This is a genomic window from Photorhabdus asymbiotica, from assembly GCF_003634575.1.
Classification (GTDB): Bacteria; Pseudomonadota; Gammaproteobacteria; order Enterobacterales; family Enterobacteriaceae; genus Photorhabdus; species Photorhabdus asymbiotica.
This window is the reverse complement of record NZ_RBLJ01000001.1, coordinates 575311-591129: the sequence shown is the minus strand read 5'-3', so window position 1 is coordinate 591129 and position 15819 is coordinate 575311. Positions and strand designations below refer to the sequence as shown.

The 15819-nt window shown below is 41.9% G+C and carries 17 protein-coding genes; 7 read left to right on the top strand and 10 right to left on the bottom strand.

What is annotated here, in order from left to right:
* Positions 1-234 precede the first annotated feature (234 nt).
* Positions 235-861 (top strand): uracil phosphoribosyltransferase, encoded by a 627-nt coding sequence (upp, locus tag BDD30_RS02550; protein WP_015833921.1) that lies wholly within the window; start codon positions 235-237, stop codon positions 859-861.
* Between the two features lie 68 nt (positions 862-929).
* The gene (gene uraA / locus BDD30_RS02545) at positions 930-2222 is read left to right on the top strand and encodes a uracil permease (RefSeq protein WP_015833922.1); all 1293 of its coding nucleotides are present in this window, start codon (positions 930-932) and stop codon (positions 2220-2222) included.
* Between the two features lie 372 nt (positions 2223-2594).
* Here the strand turns inward: uraA and BDD30_RS23385 are convergent, their stop codons facing one another.
* The 6 genes from BDD30_RS23385 to BDD30_RS02520 all read right to left on the bottom strand — a co-directional run bounded on the left by BDD30_RS23385 (position 2595) and on the right by BDD30_RS02520 (position 6735).
* Positions 2595-2756: a hypothetical protein gene (locus tag BDD30_RS23385; protein WP_158307059.1), complete on the bottom strand. Its 162-nt coding sequence runs from the start codon at positions 2754-2756 to the stop codon at positions 2595-2597.
* Positions 2740-3183 (bottom strand): hypothetical protein, encoded by a 444-nt coding sequence (locus BDD30_RS02540; protein WP_041381782.1) that lies wholly within the window; start codon positions 3181-3183, stop codon positions 2740-2742. The genes BDD30_RS23385 and BDD30_RS02540 overlap by 17 nt, the downstream gene beginning before the upstream one ends.
* Before the next feature lie 244 nt (positions 3184-3427).
* Entirely contained in the window at positions 3428-4735 is a 1308-nt protein-coding gene (locus BDD30_RS02535) for a 6-phospho-beta-glucosidase (RefSeq protein ID WP_015833925.1), read from the bottom strand.
* Positions 4732-5055, bottom strand: coding sequence for a PTS lactose/cellobiose transporter subunit IIA (locus BDD30_RS02530; RefSeq protein WP_015833926.1), 324 nt, complete (start codon positions 5053-5055; stop codon positions 4732-4734). Before BDD30_RS02530 ends, BDD30_RS02535 begins: the two co-directional genes overlap by 4 nt.
* 15 nt (positions 5056-5070) lie before the next feature.
* Positions 5071-6399: a PTS sugar transporter subunit IIC gene (locus BDD30_RS02525; RefSeq protein WP_015833927.1), complete on the bottom strand. Its 1329-nt coding sequence runs from the start codon at positions 6397-6399 to the stop codon at positions 5071-5073.
* Positions 6400-6429: 30 nt separating this feature from the next.
* On the bottom strand, positions 6430-6735 hold the full coding sequence (locus BDD30_RS02520) for a PTS sugar transporter subunit IIB (protein WP_015833928.1): 306 nt from the start codon (positions 6733-6735) through the stop codon (positions 6430-6432).
* A 612-nt stretch (positions 6736-7347) separates the two neighbouring features.
* Between BDD30_RS02520 and hda the strand changes: the two genes are divergently transcribed.
* The gene (gene hda / locus BDD30_RS02515) at positions 7348-8055 is read left to right on the top strand and encodes a DnaA inactivator Hda (protein WP_036769868.1); all 708 of its coding nucleotides are present in this window, start codon (positions 7348-7350) and stop codon (positions 8053-8055) included.
* A 38-nt stretch (positions 8056-8093) separates the two neighbouring features.
* Here hda and arsC read toward each other — a convergent pair whose 3' ends face one another.
* Together arsC and bepA are read right to left on the bottom strand one after the other, a co-directional pair.
* On the bottom strand, positions 8094-8450 hold the full coding sequence (gene arsC / locus BDD30_RS02510) for an arsenate reductase (glutaredoxin) (protein WP_015833930.1): 357 nt from the start codon (positions 8448-8450) through the stop codon (positions 8094-8096).
* 9 nt (positions 8451-8459) lie between these two features.
* Complete coding sequence (bepA, locus tag BDD30_RS02505) at positions 8460-9923, bottom strand: beta-barrel assembly-enhancing protease (RefSeq protein ID WP_015833931.1); 1464 nt, start codon at positions 9921-9923, stop codon at positions 8460-8462.
* 138 nt (positions 9924-10061) lie between these two features.
* On the opposite strand from bepA, the gene BDD30_RS02500 reads away from it, so the two are divergent.
* Positions 10062-11141 (top strand): AI-2E family transporter, encoded by a 1080-nt coding sequence (locus BDD30_RS02500; protein ID WP_015833932.1) that lies wholly within the window; start codon positions 10062-10064, stop codon positions 11139-11141.
* A 154-nt stretch (positions 11142-11295) separates the two neighbouring features.
* On the opposite strand, the gene bcp is transcribed toward BDD30_RS02500, so the two are convergent.
* Positions 11296-11766: a thioredoxin-dependent thiol peroxidase gene (bcp, locus tag BDD30_RS02495; RefSeq protein WP_041381784.1), complete on the bottom strand. Its 471-nt coding sequence runs from the start codon at positions 11764-11766 to the stop codon at positions 11296-11298.
* 26 nt (positions 11767-11792) lie between these two features.
* The gene (locus BDD30_RS02490) at positions 11793-12338 is read right to left on the bottom strand and encodes a glycine cleavage system transcriptional repressor (RefSeq protein WP_015833934.1); all 546 of its coding nucleotides are present in this window, start codon (positions 12336-12338) and stop codon (positions 11793-11795) included.
* A gap of 381 nt (positions 12339-12719) precedes the next feature.
* On the opposite strand from BDD30_RS02490, the gene dapA reads away from it, so the two are divergent.
* The 3 genes from dapA to purC all read left to right on the top strand — a co-directional run bounded on the left by dapA (position 12720) and on the right by purC (position 15491).
* A complete protein-coding gene (dapA, locus tag BDD30_RS02485; RefSeq protein WP_015833936.1) occupies positions 12720-13619 on the top strand; it encodes a 4-hydroxy-tetrahydrodipicolinate synthase in 900 nt (299 codons plus the stop codon).
* A 16-nt stretch (positions 13620-13635) separates the two neighbouring features.
* Complete coding sequence (gene bamC / locus BDD30_RS02480; RefSeq protein WP_015833937.1) at positions 13636-14685, top strand: outer membrane protein assembly factor BamC; 1050 nt, start codon at positions 13636-13638, stop codon at positions 14683-14685.
* Positions 14686-14777: 92 nt separating this feature from the next.
* Positions 14778-15491, top strand: a complete 714-nt coding sequence (purC, locus tag BDD30_RS02475) for a phosphoribosylaminoimidazolesuccinocarboxamide synthase (RefSeq protein WP_015833938.1) — start codon at positions 14778-14780, stop codon at positions 15489-15491.
* Positions 15492-15819: the final 328 nt, after the last annotated feature.

Below are 15819 nucleotides of genomic sequence, written 5' to 3'. Positions count from 1 at the left end.
AAGTCCCCAGGCGGTTGCATTTGATAAATTAAGATAGAGTATTAGCAATTCTATCAGTCTAAGCAAACGTTTGCGAGGCCCTTGTTCAGGATCTTAAATATCAGAGTGAAAAGTAATAAGGAGTTTATGTTTGATTAAAATCAACAGATTGATAGTGGTGTTATGCTTAAAAGAGGGTATAATCTCGCGGTTTTTTTGTCTGCCGGTGACATGATATACAGTAGGAGAAGGTCCATGAAGATCGTTGAGGTGAAACACCCACTTGTTAAACATAAACTCGGCCTGATGCGAGCGAATGATATCAGCACCAAACGCTTTCGTGAACTGGCTGCGGAAGTTGGAAGCCTTCTGACTTATGAAGCAACTGCTGATTTAGAAACGGAAAAAGTCACTATTGATGGCTGGTGTGGCCCGGTAGCAGTTGAACAGATTAAAGGTAAAAAAATAACAGTTGTGCCTATTCTGCGCGCTGGGCTGGGGATGATGGATGGGGTATTAGAGAATGTCCCAAGTGCCCGGATCAGTGTTGTAGGTGTTTACCGCAATGAAGAAACATTAGAACCTGTCCCTTATTTTCAAAAACTTGCTTCCAATATTGATGAACGTATGGCACTCGTGGTTGACCCAATGTTGGCAACGGGTGGTTCCATGATTGCAACTATCGATTTACTGAAAAAAGCAGGCTGTCAGTCGATTAAAGTTTTGGTGCTGGTTGCCGCACCTGAAGGTATTGCTGCGCTAGAAAAAGTTCACCCAGATATAGAACTGTATACCGCTTCTATCGATGAGAGACTCAATGAACAAGGTTACATTGTTCCCGGTTTGGGAGATGCTGGCGATAAAATATTTGGTACGAAATAATAAGTTAGATAGCCGACTTTTGAGTCGGCTTTTTTTTGGCTCGTGATGCATTTAAAGAGGATAAATAAATGACCCGTCGCACTATTGGGGTAGATGAACGGCCTCCATTTTTACAGACCATTCCGCTGAGCTTACAGCATCTTTTTGCTATGTTTGGGGCGACGGTATTGGTGCCGATTCTGTTTAAAGTCAACCCGGCGACGATCCTGCTATTTAACGGTATTGGTACGTTATTGTATTTGGTTATCTGTAAGGGAAAAATTCCGGCTTACTTGGGATCAAGTTTCGCCTTTATTTCGCCGGTCTTATTGCTGTTGCCATTGGGATATGAATTGGCTCTGGGTGGTTTTATTGTATGCGGTGTGTTGTTTTGTTTGGTTTCGCTGATTGTGAAAGTAGCAGGGCGGAGCTGGATTAATGTGCTGTTTCCACCTGCGGCAATGGGGGCCATTGTTGCTGTTATCGGTTTGGAGCTTGCAGGGGTTGCGGCTGAGATGGCGGGTCTGCGTCCAGCGGAAGGTGCTGATGTTAATCTAACAACGTTGACAATCTCTCTGGTCACATTGGCAGTTACTATTCTTGGTTCGGTTATGTTCCGGGGATTCCTGGCTATCATCCCAATTCTGATTGGGGTATTGGTGGGTTATGCACTGGCTTTTTTGATGGGGGAAGTCGATCTGACGCCAGTACGTGAAGCACCGTGGTTTGCATTGCCCACTTTCTACGTGCCGCGTTTTGAATGGTTCGCTATTATGACGATTTTGCCTGCGGCACTGGTTGTTATAGCAGAACATGTGGGTCATTTAGTTGTAACAGCTAATATTGTGAAGAAAGATTTGTTAAAAGAACCAGGATTGCATCGTTCTATGTTTGCAAATGGTTTTTCAACCGTGATTTCTGGTTTCTTTGGCTCAACGCCGAATACGACTTATGGTGAGAATATTGGCGTCATGGCAATTACCAAGGTTTATAGCACTTGGGTTATTGGTGGCGCTGCGGTACTGGCGATTTTACTCTCCTGCGTTGGTAAACTGGCGGCAGCAATTCAGGCTATACCGGTTCCGGTAATGGGTGGTGTCTCGCTGTTGCTTTATGGGGTTATTGGTGCATCAGGTATTCGTGTGCTGATTGATTCCAAGGTGGATTATAATAAAGCACAAAATCTGATCCTGACTTCCGTTATTCTTATTATTGGCGTCAGTGGAGCGAAAATTAATATTGGTGTTGCTGAACTTAAAGGTATGGCGCTGGCAACCATTGTAGGGATTGGTATGAGCCTGATTTTCCGCTTGGTTAGTATTATTCGTCCAGAAGCGCAATATATTGAATCTTCCGTTGAATCTGTTAAGCGAGATAAATAACGTCGCTTTCTTCTTTATATACAATCGTTAAGAGAGTTTTAAATAACCAGTGAAAGAATATGTTTTACTGGTTATTTTAAGTGATTTAAATTAATTTTTATCTTAATAATATAATTAATTGAACAGGTTAGGTTATGAATTAATCCAAGAGATTAATAAAACAAATATATACCCTATGGATTCCAAGATGCTTCGCGACGGCAAGGGAGCGAATCCCCAGGAGCATAGATAACTCTGTGACCGGGGTGAGTGAGTGCAGCCAACAAAGAGGCAACTTGAAAAATAACGGGTATAAAAGGAAATAATTATCTAAGGCATTAGGTTTGTTGGTTATGAAATAGAAAAGGGAGCAAAAATCTCCCTTGTGAATGTTTATCGAACTACGTACCAGTTTTGTTTTTCATTAAGATACTGAACAGTCCCCTCTTTTTCAGATTTTTTTAGGGCGTTGTAAGCAGCACTCATGCGTTCAGCCTTTTTATTTATAGCTTTTTCGAGCTCTTTCTCAGCTTGTTTATTATGTATGGATGACATAACCCCTCCCGTTTGGGCCTAACTTATCTGTCATGGTAAAGCTATTTTGTGTCACAAATCGATGAATATATCGTTTATAAACCTTGTTGAGTCGTTCATCTGCGGCTAGCAAAACGTATCCACTAGGACTAACCGCATTATAGTGCTCATTAATCAGCCTTTCAACTTTATGCATAATCCCTGTCATTTGATCGTGGTTATTTGTGGGGTATCTCGCAAATAGTGTATTACTGTCTAAATTGTTTTTTGCATCAAATGAAACCTCAAAAAAGCGACTTAGGTCGAGTCTGTAATTTTCAGGTAAAACGACAGAGGAATCTCCCTTTGAGATAATTTCCATTATAATCAAGGTATATTCCACGCCAGACACCTTAAAATCTGAGATATGTGCTTCGCCATATCCCAAATTTTCTATTTTAAAAGGCATAGAATTTCTCAAAATTTCAATGTGTTGAAACTGTTATTTTTAGTATTCTTCAATTAGTTGATTTCAGCGCAGTATAATACAGAATCTCTTGTTCAAACTTAGTATTAAAGATAAATGCGTGCGGTGCCGCAAAAAAAAGAGGTTATAAAAGTCAGTTAGCGATATCTGTTAATCAGAAGTAACGGATATCGCTTTAATTTTATGCCTATTTTGATTTCAAATTAATGAATCAGACTCAGATTGTTCATTGAAATTGTGGCAAATAATCACGATTGATCGCCAATACATCATCCAGTAGTGGTGAAGCAATGTCTGTATCGGCAACCAGTGGGTTGGTGATCAGTGCTAATAGTGCAGCGTCACGATCACCATGAACTGCTGCTTTAATCGTTAAACGCTCGTAGGTTTTTATTTGTTGTGTCAAAGAATACATACTGTCGGACAGGCGACCAAACGTGAGTGGGTGAGCGCCTTCCGCATTAATAATACAGTTGGTTTCAATGACCGCATCATCCGGCAGACCTCGAATAGTACCGTGGTTAGCCGTATTGACCACTAATTGGCTGTTGAGGTTATTATGAATGGCGCAAATCAGATCCAGAGCAACCTCAGAGTAGAATGAACCACCACGGAAACTAAGTTGTTCTGGTTTGTGGTTAAGTTCTGGATCAGAATACAGTTTAAATAGTTCCCGCTCTACTTGCATGACCTGTTCGGCCCGTGTGCCTTGTTTGGCGGCGGCTTCTCGCTCTTCCTGTAACATATTGCGGGTTTGGTAGAAGTAGCGATGATAAGGGCAAGGGATTGCGCCTAATGCCTTAAGTAGTGGTGGGGGCCAAGGTGCTTCTTTAATATTATTCATGGTTAAAGCTGCACCATTGCATAGCATATCAAGCACCCGCTGAGTTTCATCTCGCCCTGAAACCAACACCTGATGTACCCAGACCATGTGATTAAGTCCCGCAAAGTGTAGCTGTACATCTTGGTAGGGACGTTGCAGCATATTGGCTATCATGTGATGCATGGTGACCGGGACATTACATAGGCCAATAACTTTTACCTTGCTATAACGGGAAATTGCTTCGGTAACGATCCCAGCTGGATTGGTAAAGTTAATAACCCATGCTTCTGGTGCAAGTTGCTCAACTCGGTGGGCGATATCCAGCAAAACGGGAATGGTGCGTAATGCTTTGGCGAATCCACCTACGCCGGTAGTTTCCTGGCCGATCAAGCCATATTTTAACCCCAGACGTTCATCTGCCGCGCGTGCCGGAAGTTGGCCAACACGTAATTGAGTCAAAATAAAACTGGCACCGCGAATTGCATTATCTAATGTGAAATGTACGCTGACGATAACGTGATCCAGGCCATGACGGGCTAACATTCGGCGGGTAAGTGCAGCGATGATTTCTACTTTCTGTTTTCCGCTGTCAATGTCAACTAACGCCAATTCGGATAGCGGAATACTTTTGTGGCGCTGAATAAGCCCTTCGACTAATTCAGGTGTGTAGCTACTACCACCGCCAATAACGGCTATTTTGATCTGTTTCATGTATTTTCCTCCTGTAACGACATTCGGCGGTAAAGTTCAATCATGTCGCTGGCAAGATCTTGAATAACCATCGCGTTCATTAAATGATCTTGCGCATGGATGGTGATGAGATTGACAGGCAATTTACCGCAGCCTTCATCTTGTCCGATCAAGGTTGTTTGAATGGTATGTGCTTCTTTGATTGCCTGTTGGGATTCATCCATCATTGTTTGTGCGGCTTGGAAATTACCATTTCTGGCATGCTGTAATGCCATCAGAGCATGACTGCGTGCGCTCCCGGCATGAACTAGCAGTTCTACGATAGTTTGTTCCAAATCCATGTGTGAATCCTCCGATTATGGTTGAGAGCGAGTTTTTACCTCGATGGATTCCGTGTTTTCTTGTTGTTTACTTTCTTCATTGACTAATTGCTTTTCATAAATTTTGAAGAAGGGATACCAGATGAATAGATCGATTATTATTAATATGATAACCAGTACTGCCGAGCGGTAATCCCAGGCGGCAGAAATCATTGCACCAAGGGGGGCCGGAGTGGTCCAGGGCGAGATGGCGACCATTTTATGTACAAAGTCAAGATGCAGAGCGCTGTAGGACAATACTGCATTGACTAATGGTACAACCAATAGCGGAATAAATAGGGCTGGATTCATAACAATCGGTGAACCAAATAACAAAGGTTCGTTAATATTGAACATGACTGGAACTACACTCAGTTTTCCGATTGTACGTAAGTGCATAGAACGGCTACGCAGATAAAGAATAGCCAGAACTAGTGTAGAACCAGAACCGCCAATACATACATAAAATGACCAGTAAGGATCAGTAAGAATTTGTGTTGGCGCAATACCTTGCGCCGTTAATGTTGCATTGGTAGCAAGATTGGCAATAAAAATAGGTGTCATCAGGCCAGTAACGATATTGGCGCCATGAATACCAGCAAACCACAGTAGGTTAGCAATGAATAGTGTCAGCATAATGGCGGGCAGAGTATCGCTGACGGAAATAAGGGGTTGGAACATTTGCATTATAGCAGCGGGAATAAGTAGATTGAATTCACTCTGCAATAGCAAGCTAGCAGGATAAACGGTTAACAGGATACCTATGACTGGGTACAAAAGTTCGAAAGAACGGGCAATTGCTGGTGGTACTTGTGTCGGCATTCGGATGGTGATGTTATATTTTTTTAATAAGCGCGTCAGTTCAACTGACCAGATAGCGCAAATTAATGAGGTAAATACACCCGTGCCACCGAGGAAGTCGAGGGCTATTTTGTTTTCTATCTGTGGGGCTGCGGCTAGCAAAAATGCCATTAGAGAGAGTAAAGCAGAAGTTAACCCGTCCAAACCGTAGGATTTAGCTAAGCTGTAGGCAGTACCAGCTGAGACAAAAATACTCATTAATCCCATCGTCATAAAATAAGGCATAGTGATGGTATCCCAGTGCGTTTTAGCAAAGGATAACCAAACTTGGCCGAATGAGGATGAAGTTTGTGAATCGAATGGTGGGTTTGCCATAATCAGCATCATGCTGCCGATGATCAAAAATGGCATGGCTGAGATGAAGCCATCACGCATTGCAATAATATGTCGCTGATTACCGATTTTCCCGGCAAACGGGATAATGTAGTGTTCTAAAACACGCATGAAAGATGCGTAAAGATTCATGGGGGTTACTCCACATGATGATGAAATAGCTTATTCCAACAGACTTAATGCCTTATCGAGAACTTTGTCACCGCGAAGCGCGCCATAATCCATCATGTCAATAACGTCTATTGGCTTACCGAGTGGTTTGGCGATAGCGGAAAAGTGGGTCAGTTGGTATCTTACCTGTGGGCCAAGTAAAACAACGTCAGTGTCGGCTATCAGGTGTTTTAATTCAGCAGTGGGAACAGCTTTAATCTCAATGTCCAATCCTCTTTTTGTTACTTCTGCTCGCATACGTTGTACCAACATGCTGGTGGACATGCCGGCAGCACAACACAATAGGATTTTTTTCATAACTTAGCCTCGTTTCTAATGGGAACACTTGTACTTTTTATAAGACTAGCAACTTATGTTAAATTTGATGCGATTTTGTTCGCATATTGATAAGAGTATGTTGAGGAATAGGGAGGGGATGTGATCTTTGTCTGTATGCATATGAAATGAAAGTGTCAAGTTATATGGGGTGTTGTTATATACCCAATAGATTTCGAGTTGCAGCGCGGCGGCAAGTGAACGAATCCCCGGGAGCATAGATAACTCTGTGACTGGGGTGAGTGAAAGCAGCCAACAAAGCAGCAACTTGAAAGATGAAGGGTAACTACACTGATTTTGCGGGAACGGGACAACCTATTGCCTAGTTTTTTTGAAGAGTATCGCGCGCAAAGCTTAAACTGTCCCTGTTTTTTGTCATTCTTAGCATTCAAGATACTTCACAGACATTTGCAGATTGTTCTGTATATGAGCTATTTGTAGTGAAATGTTGTGCTGCATTAGAAGATGCTGCATCTGAAACGAATTTAACTTGTTGAATCCTAAAAATTGTTTTTTTATTATTTACCTATACAGTTCATTTACAACTATTTTCTATGATAAACTTATTTGTGCTTGTTACCCGCTCTGTTTGAGGTGCTTCTGAACACACCATCGCAGCTTTCATTACCTTTATATCTTCCCGATGACGAAACTTTTGCCAGTTTTTTCCCGGGGGAAAACGCTACCCTGTTAGCTGCAATCAAATTGGCCATTAATCAGCAGCATGGCAGCTATATTTATTTCTGGTCCCGCGAAAGTGGGGGGCGAAGCCATTTATTGCATGCCGCATGCGCTGAATTATCTCTAAAAGATGAAGCTGTGGGTTATGTTCCTCTGGATAAACGTGCCTATTTTATCCCTGAAGTACTTGATGGCATGGAACACTTATCACTAGTTTGTATTGATAATATTGAATGTATTGCGGGTGATGAAGAGTGGGAAATGGCGATTTTTAATCTTTATAATCGTATCCTAGAAATTGGGCGCACTTGTTTGTTGATCAGTGGAGATCGCCCACCTCGCCAGATTGATCTTATGCTACCTGATTTGGCTTCCCGTCTGGATTGGGGACAAATTTATAAATTACAACCGCTTTCCGATGATGAGAAATTACAGGCTTTGCAATTGCGTGCAAAGTTACGTGGTTTTGAATTGCCGGAAGATGTGGGGCGTTTCTTACTGAAAAGATTGGACAGAGAAATGCGAACCTTGTTTATGACATTGAACCAGTTAGATCATGCTTCGATAGTTGCTCAGCGTAAGCTGACGATTCCGTTTGTGAAGGATATCTTGCACCTGTAAAGATGATGGTGATTTCACCATCATCACATTCACTTGATTCAGCCAAGAATTTCTTTTACTTGTTCCGGCGGGCGTCCAAGTCTGGCTTTATTGCCACAGACAACAATCGGGCGTTCAATCAGTTTAGGATTTGCTACCATTATTTTCAGTAAATCATTCTGAGTGAGTTGTTCATCAGCCAGATTTAACTCCTGGTATAAATCTTCTTTAGTCCGCATCAACTGGCGAGCATCATTAAAACCAAGTTGTTCTAATAAAGCAGATAATTGCTCTACAGTTGGGGGTGTCTCTAGATAGAAAATAATCTGTGGCTTAATACCCTGTTCTTCAATGAGCGCTAACGTTTCACGGCTTTTGGAGCAGCGTGGGTTATGATAAATAGTTACCTGTTGCATGAGAGTTCCTTAACGTTTGTATTGACTGTAACGCTGTTGTAGCTGACGTAACTGATCGATGCGGGCATCATAACGTTCTTGATCGTAACTACCTAATTTTACCAGTGAGCTGGCGCTACTAAGGTATTTAATCGCGTTGTCAAATTGGCCACGGAGCGCCATTTCTTCGGCGTAAGCTGATAATTCTTCGTGGCGTTTGCCTTGCTGAGCTGCGGCTTCAGCCATCAGGTGCCAACCGTTCGGATCATCGGGATTATTGAACGTATAACGGTAAAGCAGTTTTTCAGCTTGTTGATATTGCTTGGCGCGAATAAGTGTATTTGCCAAGTTAATCTGTAATACCAAATTATCTTTTTGTTTCTGTAAGGCGTTTTGTAACCGAGTGATGGCTTGAGCAGTCCGATTTTGCTCAATATCGATATCGGTCATCATATCAATAAACCAGATATTATCCGGTTGTTTTGCCAATAATGGTTCCAGAATAGCCCGGGCTTCAGCGTATTTTTTATCCTGAGAAAACAAGATTGCTTTGCCATAAGCTGAAGCAAGTTGTTCTTTAGCTGTACCTTTACGATAATTTTCTAAAATTTGCTCCAAGTAGCTACGTTGTTCTGTGGTGTACATTCCGATAATACGGACTTTGGCGAATAGAAAATCTTGAGATTGTGGAACACGCCTCGCAGGATACTGGTTAGCCCGGTTACGAGCATCAGCAAGACGGCTGTCAGGTAACGGGTGAGTGAGTAATATTTCTGGTGGTTTAGAGCTATAACGGGTTTGATCTGCCAGGATCTGCATAAAATCTGGCATACCTTGAGGATCAAAACCGGCCTTGCGGAGCGTCTGCATACCAATGCGGTCAGCTTCTTGTTCATTGGATTGGGTAAAGCTGATCATCCCTTGCTGTACACCGGCGATAGTGCCACTGAGTGCTGCCATGCCCGCTTGTGGGTTAGCCATGAGCAAGAGAATGGAGCCTAATGTACCTGCCCAAGCTAGAGGTGCTTTACGCTGCTGATCTTCCATCATTCGAGCCAGATGGCGTTGAGTAACGTGGGAAATTTCGTGAGCTATAACGGATGCAAGTTCACTTTCATTACGACTATAACGAAAAAGTGCAGCATGGAGGACGACGTTTCCACCGAAAAAAGCATAGGCGTTGATATTTGGGTTATTAACCAGATAGAAATGAAACGGCGTTTTAACTGAGTCTGCATGGGCTACCAATTTTTGCCCAAGAGTATTGATATATTGAATCAATAATGGGTCATAAATTAGAGGGGCATTAGCACGCATCTGGCGGGCGTAAAAATCTCCCATTGCCAATTCCTGATTAATACTCAGGGTTGAACCTGCCGTGGTACCTATGTCCGGTAACGAATCTTCAATAGAGGCGCTGAGAACAGGGGAATGTGCTAGCAATAGTGTACTGACGAATATTGCTGGCAGAAATTTGTTAGACATTATTTTCATAAAACAAAAATGATCTCATTTGGCCATTGTTTTTAGATAATGCGTGTATGATGAACAAGGGTACCTTAAAATTAACCAATTAGTACAATTTTTAAGAAAAATAGAAATTATGAATACTGCTATTAAGGAGCCTGGTCAATGCTGGACATGATTATACAGTGGTATCGTCGTCGATTTACTGATCCGCAAGTCATTGCGCTATTTATCATCCTTGTAGTTGGGTTTTGTATTATTTATTTCTTACATGGCATTTTAGCACCACTATTGGTAGCGATTGTCCTTGCTTACTTGCTGGAATGGCCAACTTCTATGCTTGAAAAACTGGGATGTTCACGGACAGTTGCTGTTTGTATTGTGCTGATTATTTTTTCTGGGATCAGTGCGTTGGTCATTTTGATTGTGGCACCCACTGCGTGGCAACAGGGGCTTAATCTACTGTCAGATATACCTAATATGCTTAACCGGTTTAATGAATATGCCCAGACATTACCGACACGTTATCCGGTTCTGGTTGATGCTGGCATTATTGATATGATGGCGGAGAATTTGCGTAGTAAGATTTCAACTGCCGGAGAGTCTGTCGTGAAATTTTCAGTAGCTTCATTGATTGGTTTGCTGACGCTGGCTATCTATCTGATACTCGTGCCATTGATGGCGTTCTTCCTACTGAAAGATAAAAACCAGATGTTGCAAGCGTTACAACGGGTTCTGCCACGTAACCGCATTTTAGCTGGGCAGGTATGGCGCGAGATGAATCAGCAAATCACTAATTATATTCGTGGTAAAGTCACGGAGATGGTCATTGTTGGTATTTGTACCTACGCTGTATTTGCATTTCTTGGATTGGAGTATTCATTATTGCTTTCTGTCCTGGTCGGGTTGTCAGTATTAATTCCCTATGTTGGAGCGCTGATTGTCACGATCCCGGTCATATTGGTTGCTTTATTTCAGTGGGGGGTAGGGACAGATTTCTGGACGTTGATTATTGCTTATCTGATTGTTCAGGGGTTGGATGGTAATTTACTGGTACCGATTTTGTTCTCTGAAGCAGTAAATCTACACCCTTTGGTGATTATTCTTTCTGTAATTACTTTTGGTGGCTTATGGGGATTTTGGGGCATATTCTTTGCTATTCCATTGGCGACGCTGATTAAAGCGGTTATTCATGCATGGCCGGAAGAGATGGTTATAACAGAAGACGGTGAGGTGAAAGAGTAGCTCCTCTTTTTATGTTGAAAATTATCTTGGTATTTATCTCATTGATTGATGCCAGTTACTGCTATTAGGGGAAGGACGGAGTGGGAATATCCCTCCCGTACCTGCCCCGACTATCTTGAGCTGTTAGAAATATGATTAAGTTCTTGCTGTTTTCTTAAGAGTGTTGTTTCAGATAATCCACCACGATTTGGTGGTGATCACTAGTCTTAAATTTATCAAAAACGTGTTCAATATTACCTGTGGCATCAATTAGGAAACTAATACGGTGAATACCATCATAGGTTTTCCCCATAAATTGTTTTTTACCCCAGACACCAAATTGTTCAGCGACTTGATGATCTTCGTCAGACAACAGCGTGAAGTTCAGCATTTCTTTCTCCACAAAGCGCGACAGTTTACTTGGGTTATCAGTGCTAATACCCAACACTTCAACACCTGATCCCTTTAATGTATTCATTTCATCGCGTAGACCACAGGCTTGTACAGTACAGCCAGGAGTCATTGCTTTGGGATAAAAATAAACTAAAACACGCTGACCTTCAAAATCAGACAAATTGATTGTTTCTCCATCTTGGTCAGGAAGGCTAAACTGGGGGGCCTTATCACCGGCTTTCAATGGGTTCATCACGTATTCTCCGTTTAATCTTTCTACTAAAGTGGTTCAAGAATACTAATACTGCCTTGTGCTTTTAGATCTGTACATAGCTTATTAAACGCTTGCTTAATAATTAAGCCGTCATCATCTAATAGACTGTGAGCAGTAATTTGGATTTGTAATCGGGCAGAGACATTACCTTCTCGTGGCTGCGTTTTTGATACCAGTTCAGCAATATTAAAATCCTGGGTAGTAAACAGATTGGTAAACTGCTCAACAATACCGGGGGAGTCATCAACATCAACCTTGACGGAAACCGTGGAAGGGAATGTTGTATGAGTATCACACCTTGTACGCTTCATGACGATAAGAAGATCTAGCTCGGCCCCTTTCTGTGGCAGCGTCGATTCAATCATGGTGATAGCGTTCCAGCTACCGGAAAGCAGCATAATGAAGGTAAATTCCTCACCAAACATAGCTAGTCGGCTGTCTTCAATGTTACAACCACATTCACTTACCAGACGAGTGATTGTGTTGACGATGCCAGGGCGGTCAGCACCTAAAGCGGTTATAACTAAAAAATGTTGTTCTGATTGTGGCAAAGTCACGTTTCCTTCTCTGCTGTGGTTTATTTAAGGTAAACACAAAAAGGCTATACTGCCAAGGTCAATTGCATCAAAGTTGTCCTATTATTCTCATTCCCTACCTTTGAATTTCAATATACCCAATAGATTTCAAGATGCATCGCGACGGCAAGGGAGCGAATCCCCGGGAGCATAGATAACTCTGTGACCGGGGTGAGTGAGTGCAGCCAACAAAGAGGCAACTTGAAAGATAACAGGTATAAATTACTTTGATTATCACTTCTCTTTAACAAAGGTTCTCCGGTATTAACAAAATTCATTGAAATCTGGTGTTAAATAGTTTCCTTCTGTATGGCTAGAAAGTACCATGGAACTCTTGTTTGTATAGGGGGGTATGTAATGTTTAGCGGGAGCTTTGAATTCACAGGCAGTATTGTTGCGCTGGTGACACCAATGAATGCAAATGGTCATGTTGATAAAGTCAGCTTGAAAAAGTTAGTCGATTATCATGTTGCCAGTGGTACATCGGCTATCGTTTCGGTAGGAACAACGGGAGAATCGGCCACATTAAGTCACGATGAACACGGTGATGTTGTTTTGACAACCATCGAACTGGCCGACGGACGTATTCCGGTAATTGCTGGAACAGGTGCAAATGCGACTGCTGAAGCGATATCCCTGACGAAGCGTTTTGAAAATAGTGGTGTTGTTGGTTGCTTGACGGTAACACCTTATTATAATAAGCCCTCACAGGAGGGGTTATATCAGCATTTTAAAACTATCGCTGAAAATACTGACTTGCCACAAATTCTGTATAATGTGCCTTCTCGTACTGGATGTGATTTGCTGCCGTCAACTGTAGCTCGTTTGGCGAAGATTAAAAATATTGTCGCAATTAAAGAAGCGACAGGGAACTTAAATCGCGTTAGTCAAATCCAAGAGTTGGTTAATGATGATAGTTTCATCTTATTGAGCGGTGATGATGCAAGTGGATTGGATTTTATCCAGCTTGGAGGAAAAGGGGTAATTTCTGTTACTGCAAACATTGCAGCGCCTGAAATTGCCAAGCTCTGTGAATTGGCATTAAGCGGTCAGTTTACAGAAGCGCGTAAGCTGAATAACCGTCTGATGGATTTACACCATCAGTTATTTGTTGAACCTAACCCAATTCCAGTTAAATGGGGATGTCACAAATTAGGTCTGATTGCTGATGACACTGTGCGTCTGCCCATGACGCCATTGACAGATGCAGGAAAAGTCTCAGTCGAAAAAGCCTTGAGAATGGCCGGATTACTGTAAAATTTAGGGAATTTTAATGGCAATATTATTGCAAAAATCAAAGGTCATGAAGATTGCTGGTATGTCATTGGCAATGTTACTGGCAGCGTGTTCCAGCGACCAAAGTTATAAGCGCCAGGTTAATGGTGATTATGCGTATCTTGAAGCGCCTCCTCTGAAAGCACTGAATGTTCCTGCGGGTATGATATTACCATTACAGAATGGTGAATATGATATTCCACCAACGATATCTAAGGGGCTGATAGGGAAAGAGCTTGATATTCGTCCACCATCTCAGGCGTTGGCTTTGTTAAGTGGCTCCCGTACTGAAAACAGTATAAAAAGCAGTAAATTGCTACTTGAAAACACCCCTGAGAATAGCAATCTGTGGTCACAGATTAATAATGTTCTGCTGAAAAAAGGTGACAAAATCAGCCAGCGTGATGATGCTAATCAAACACTGGTAACAGATTGGATTGAATGGCAACGTACAGATGAGGATGTGCCCTATCAGACTCGTCACCGTATCAGTATTGCACACCAGAACTATCAGATTGAATTATCGGTGGCTAACGAGGGGTTGAGACAAGGTGGTCAACAGGTAACTGATCCTGTTGAAATCCAGCGTTATAACGCACTGATGCTTAATGAACTGATTGAAGGTGTGAACCGGCAACGTGAACGCATGAGTGACAACCCTGCGGCACACAATTTAGGGCCATTAGATGTACAGAGTGGTGGAGATACTTCTGGATTACCTCAGATGATTGTTCGGGCACCATATAATATCGTTTGGGACAGGCTACCGGCAGCGCTGGAAAAAGTGGGTATGAAAGTAGGTAACCGTAGTCGTTCGACAGGTTCTATCACTGTAGCCTATAAAAGTCTCAGTACATCTGAATGGAAATCAATGGGTGTTAATGAACCTTCCATCAGCGAAGGTGATTATAAATTACAAATTGGTGATTTAAATAACCGAAGCAGCTTACAATTTATTAGCGATAAAGGTAAGCCGTTGACGCAGGTACAAAATGATGAGCTGGTTGCAGTATTGAAAGCCGCTTTCAGCCAGACAGCAGGATTGTAGACATAAATATAAGCAAAGGGGCGAAAGCCCCTTTGCTATTTATAGCTATTTCTAATGATTATTTTTCGTATTGATATTTGGGAGTATGTAAAATGCAAAAAAAAGCTGAGTTGTATCGTGGCAAGGCAAAAACGGTGTACACCACTGATGATCCTGATCGGCTAATTTTGGAATTCCGTAATGATACATCGGCGTTGGATGGTGAACGTATTGAACAGTTCGACCGCAAAGGGATGGTGAATAACAAATTCAATCATTTCATTATGAATAAGCTGGAAGAAGCGGGTATTCCAACGCAAATGGAACGCCTGTTATCAGACACTGAAGTACTGGTCAAAAAGCTGGATATGGTGCCAGTTGAGTGTGTTATCCGTAATCGGGCTGCCGGTTCGTTAGTCAGACGCCTTGGGGTTGAAGAAGGTTTAGTATTGAGTCCCCCTCTGTTCGATCAGTTTCTCAAAAATGATGCTCTGCACGATCCAATGGTGAATGAATCCTATTGTGAAACTTTTGGTTGGGTCAGTAAAGAACACCTGGCTGAAATGAAAAATTTGAGCTACAAGGCCAATGAAATATTGAGCAAATTGTTTGATGATGCTGGTTTGATTTTGGTTGATTTCAAACTTGAGTTTGGTTTATTTAAAGGGCAAATAGTTCTGGGTGATGAATTTTCTCCCGATGGTTGTCGTTTATGGGATAAAGAGACTTTGGATAAAATGGATAAAGACCGTTTCCGCCAAAGTCTTGGTGGTCTGATTGAAGCGTATGAAGAAGTAGCGCACCGTATTGGTGTTGTTTTAGATTAATTACGCAAACGATTACCTGGGCCGAAAGGCCCTTTTTATTAGTATAAAGTGATACTGGTTATAATTTTCCACTTTGTTTTTGGTAATTAATATCATCGGATGGGATTAATAGCGGATATAAATTAACTTATATTGATTTAGCTTATTTGAATTAATTGAATATTAATTCAATAAGGATAATTTGTCATTTTATTAGTAATGAATGGTTAAGTTAGAAAACAACCAAAATTAACCAGAAATACATTTATACCCTTCATCCTTCAAGTTGCTGCTTTGTTGGCTGCTTTCACTCACCCCAGTCACATAGTTATCTATGCTCCTGGGGATG

What these genes read in the sequence shown, in the direction of transcription:
- BDD30_RS02520 (WP_015833928.1), bottom strand. Translation starts at nt 6,735, where the DNA reads ATGAAAAAAATCCTATTGTGTTGTGCTGCCGGCATGTCCACCAGCATG.
- dapA (WP_015833936.1), top strand. Translation starts at nt 12,720, where the DNA reads ATGTTTAGCGGGAGCTTTGAATTCACAGGCAGTATTGTTGCGCTGGTG.
- BDD30_RS02535 (WP_015833925.1), bottom strand. Translation starts at nt 4,735, where the DNA reads ATGAAACAGATCAAAATAGCCGTTATTGGCGGTGGTAGTAGCTACACA.
- BDD30_RS02500 (WP_015833932.1), top strand. Translation starts at nt 10,062, where the DNA reads ATGCTGGACATGATTATACAGTGGTATCGTCGTCGATTTACTGATCCG.
- BDD30_RS02540 (WP_041381782.1), bottom strand. Translation starts at nt 3,183, where the DNA reads ATGCCTTTTAAAATAGAAAATTTGGGATATGGCGAAGCACATATCTCA.
- bepA (WP_015833931.1), bottom strand. Translation starts at nt 9,923, where the DNA reads ATGAAAATAATGTCTAACAAATTTCTGCCAGCAATATTCGTCAGTACA.
- BDD30_RS23385 (WP_158307059.1), bottom strand. Translation starts at nt 2,756, where the DNA reads ATGTCATCCATACATAATAAACAAGCTGAGAAAGAGCTCGAAAAAGCT.
- uraA (WP_015833922.1), top strand. Translation starts at nt 930, where the DNA reads ATGACCCGTCGCACTATTGGGGTAGATGAACGGCCTCCATTTTTACAG.
- BDD30_RS02530 (WP_015833926.1), bottom strand. Translation starts at nt 5,055, where the DNA reads ATGGATTTGGAACAAACTATCGTAGAACTGCTAGTTCATGCCGGGAGC.
- purC (WP_015833938.1), top strand. Translation starts at nt 14,778, where the DNA reads ATGCAAAAAAAAGCTGAGTTGTATCGTGGCAAGGCAAAAACGGTGTAC.
- bamC (WP_015833937.1), top strand. Translation starts at nt 13,636, where the DNA reads ATGGCAATATTATTGCAAAAATCAAAGGTCATGAAGATTGCTGGTATG.
- upp (WP_015833921.1), top strand. Translation starts at nt 235, where the DNA reads ATGAAGATCGTTGAGGTGAAACACCCACTTGTTAAACATAAACTCGGC.
- BDD30_RS02525 (WP_015833927.1), bottom strand. Translation starts at nt 6,399, where the DNA reads ATGAATCTTTACGCATCTTTCATGCGTGTTTTAGAACACTACATTATC.
- bcp (WP_041381784.1), bottom strand. Translation starts at nt 11,766, where the DNA reads ATGAACCCATTGAAAGCCGGTGATAAGGCCCCCCAGTTTAGCCTTCCT.
- arsC (WP_015833930.1), bottom strand. Translation starts at nt 8,450, where the DNA reads ATGCAACAGGTAACTATTTATCATAACCCACGCTGCTCCAAAAGCCGT.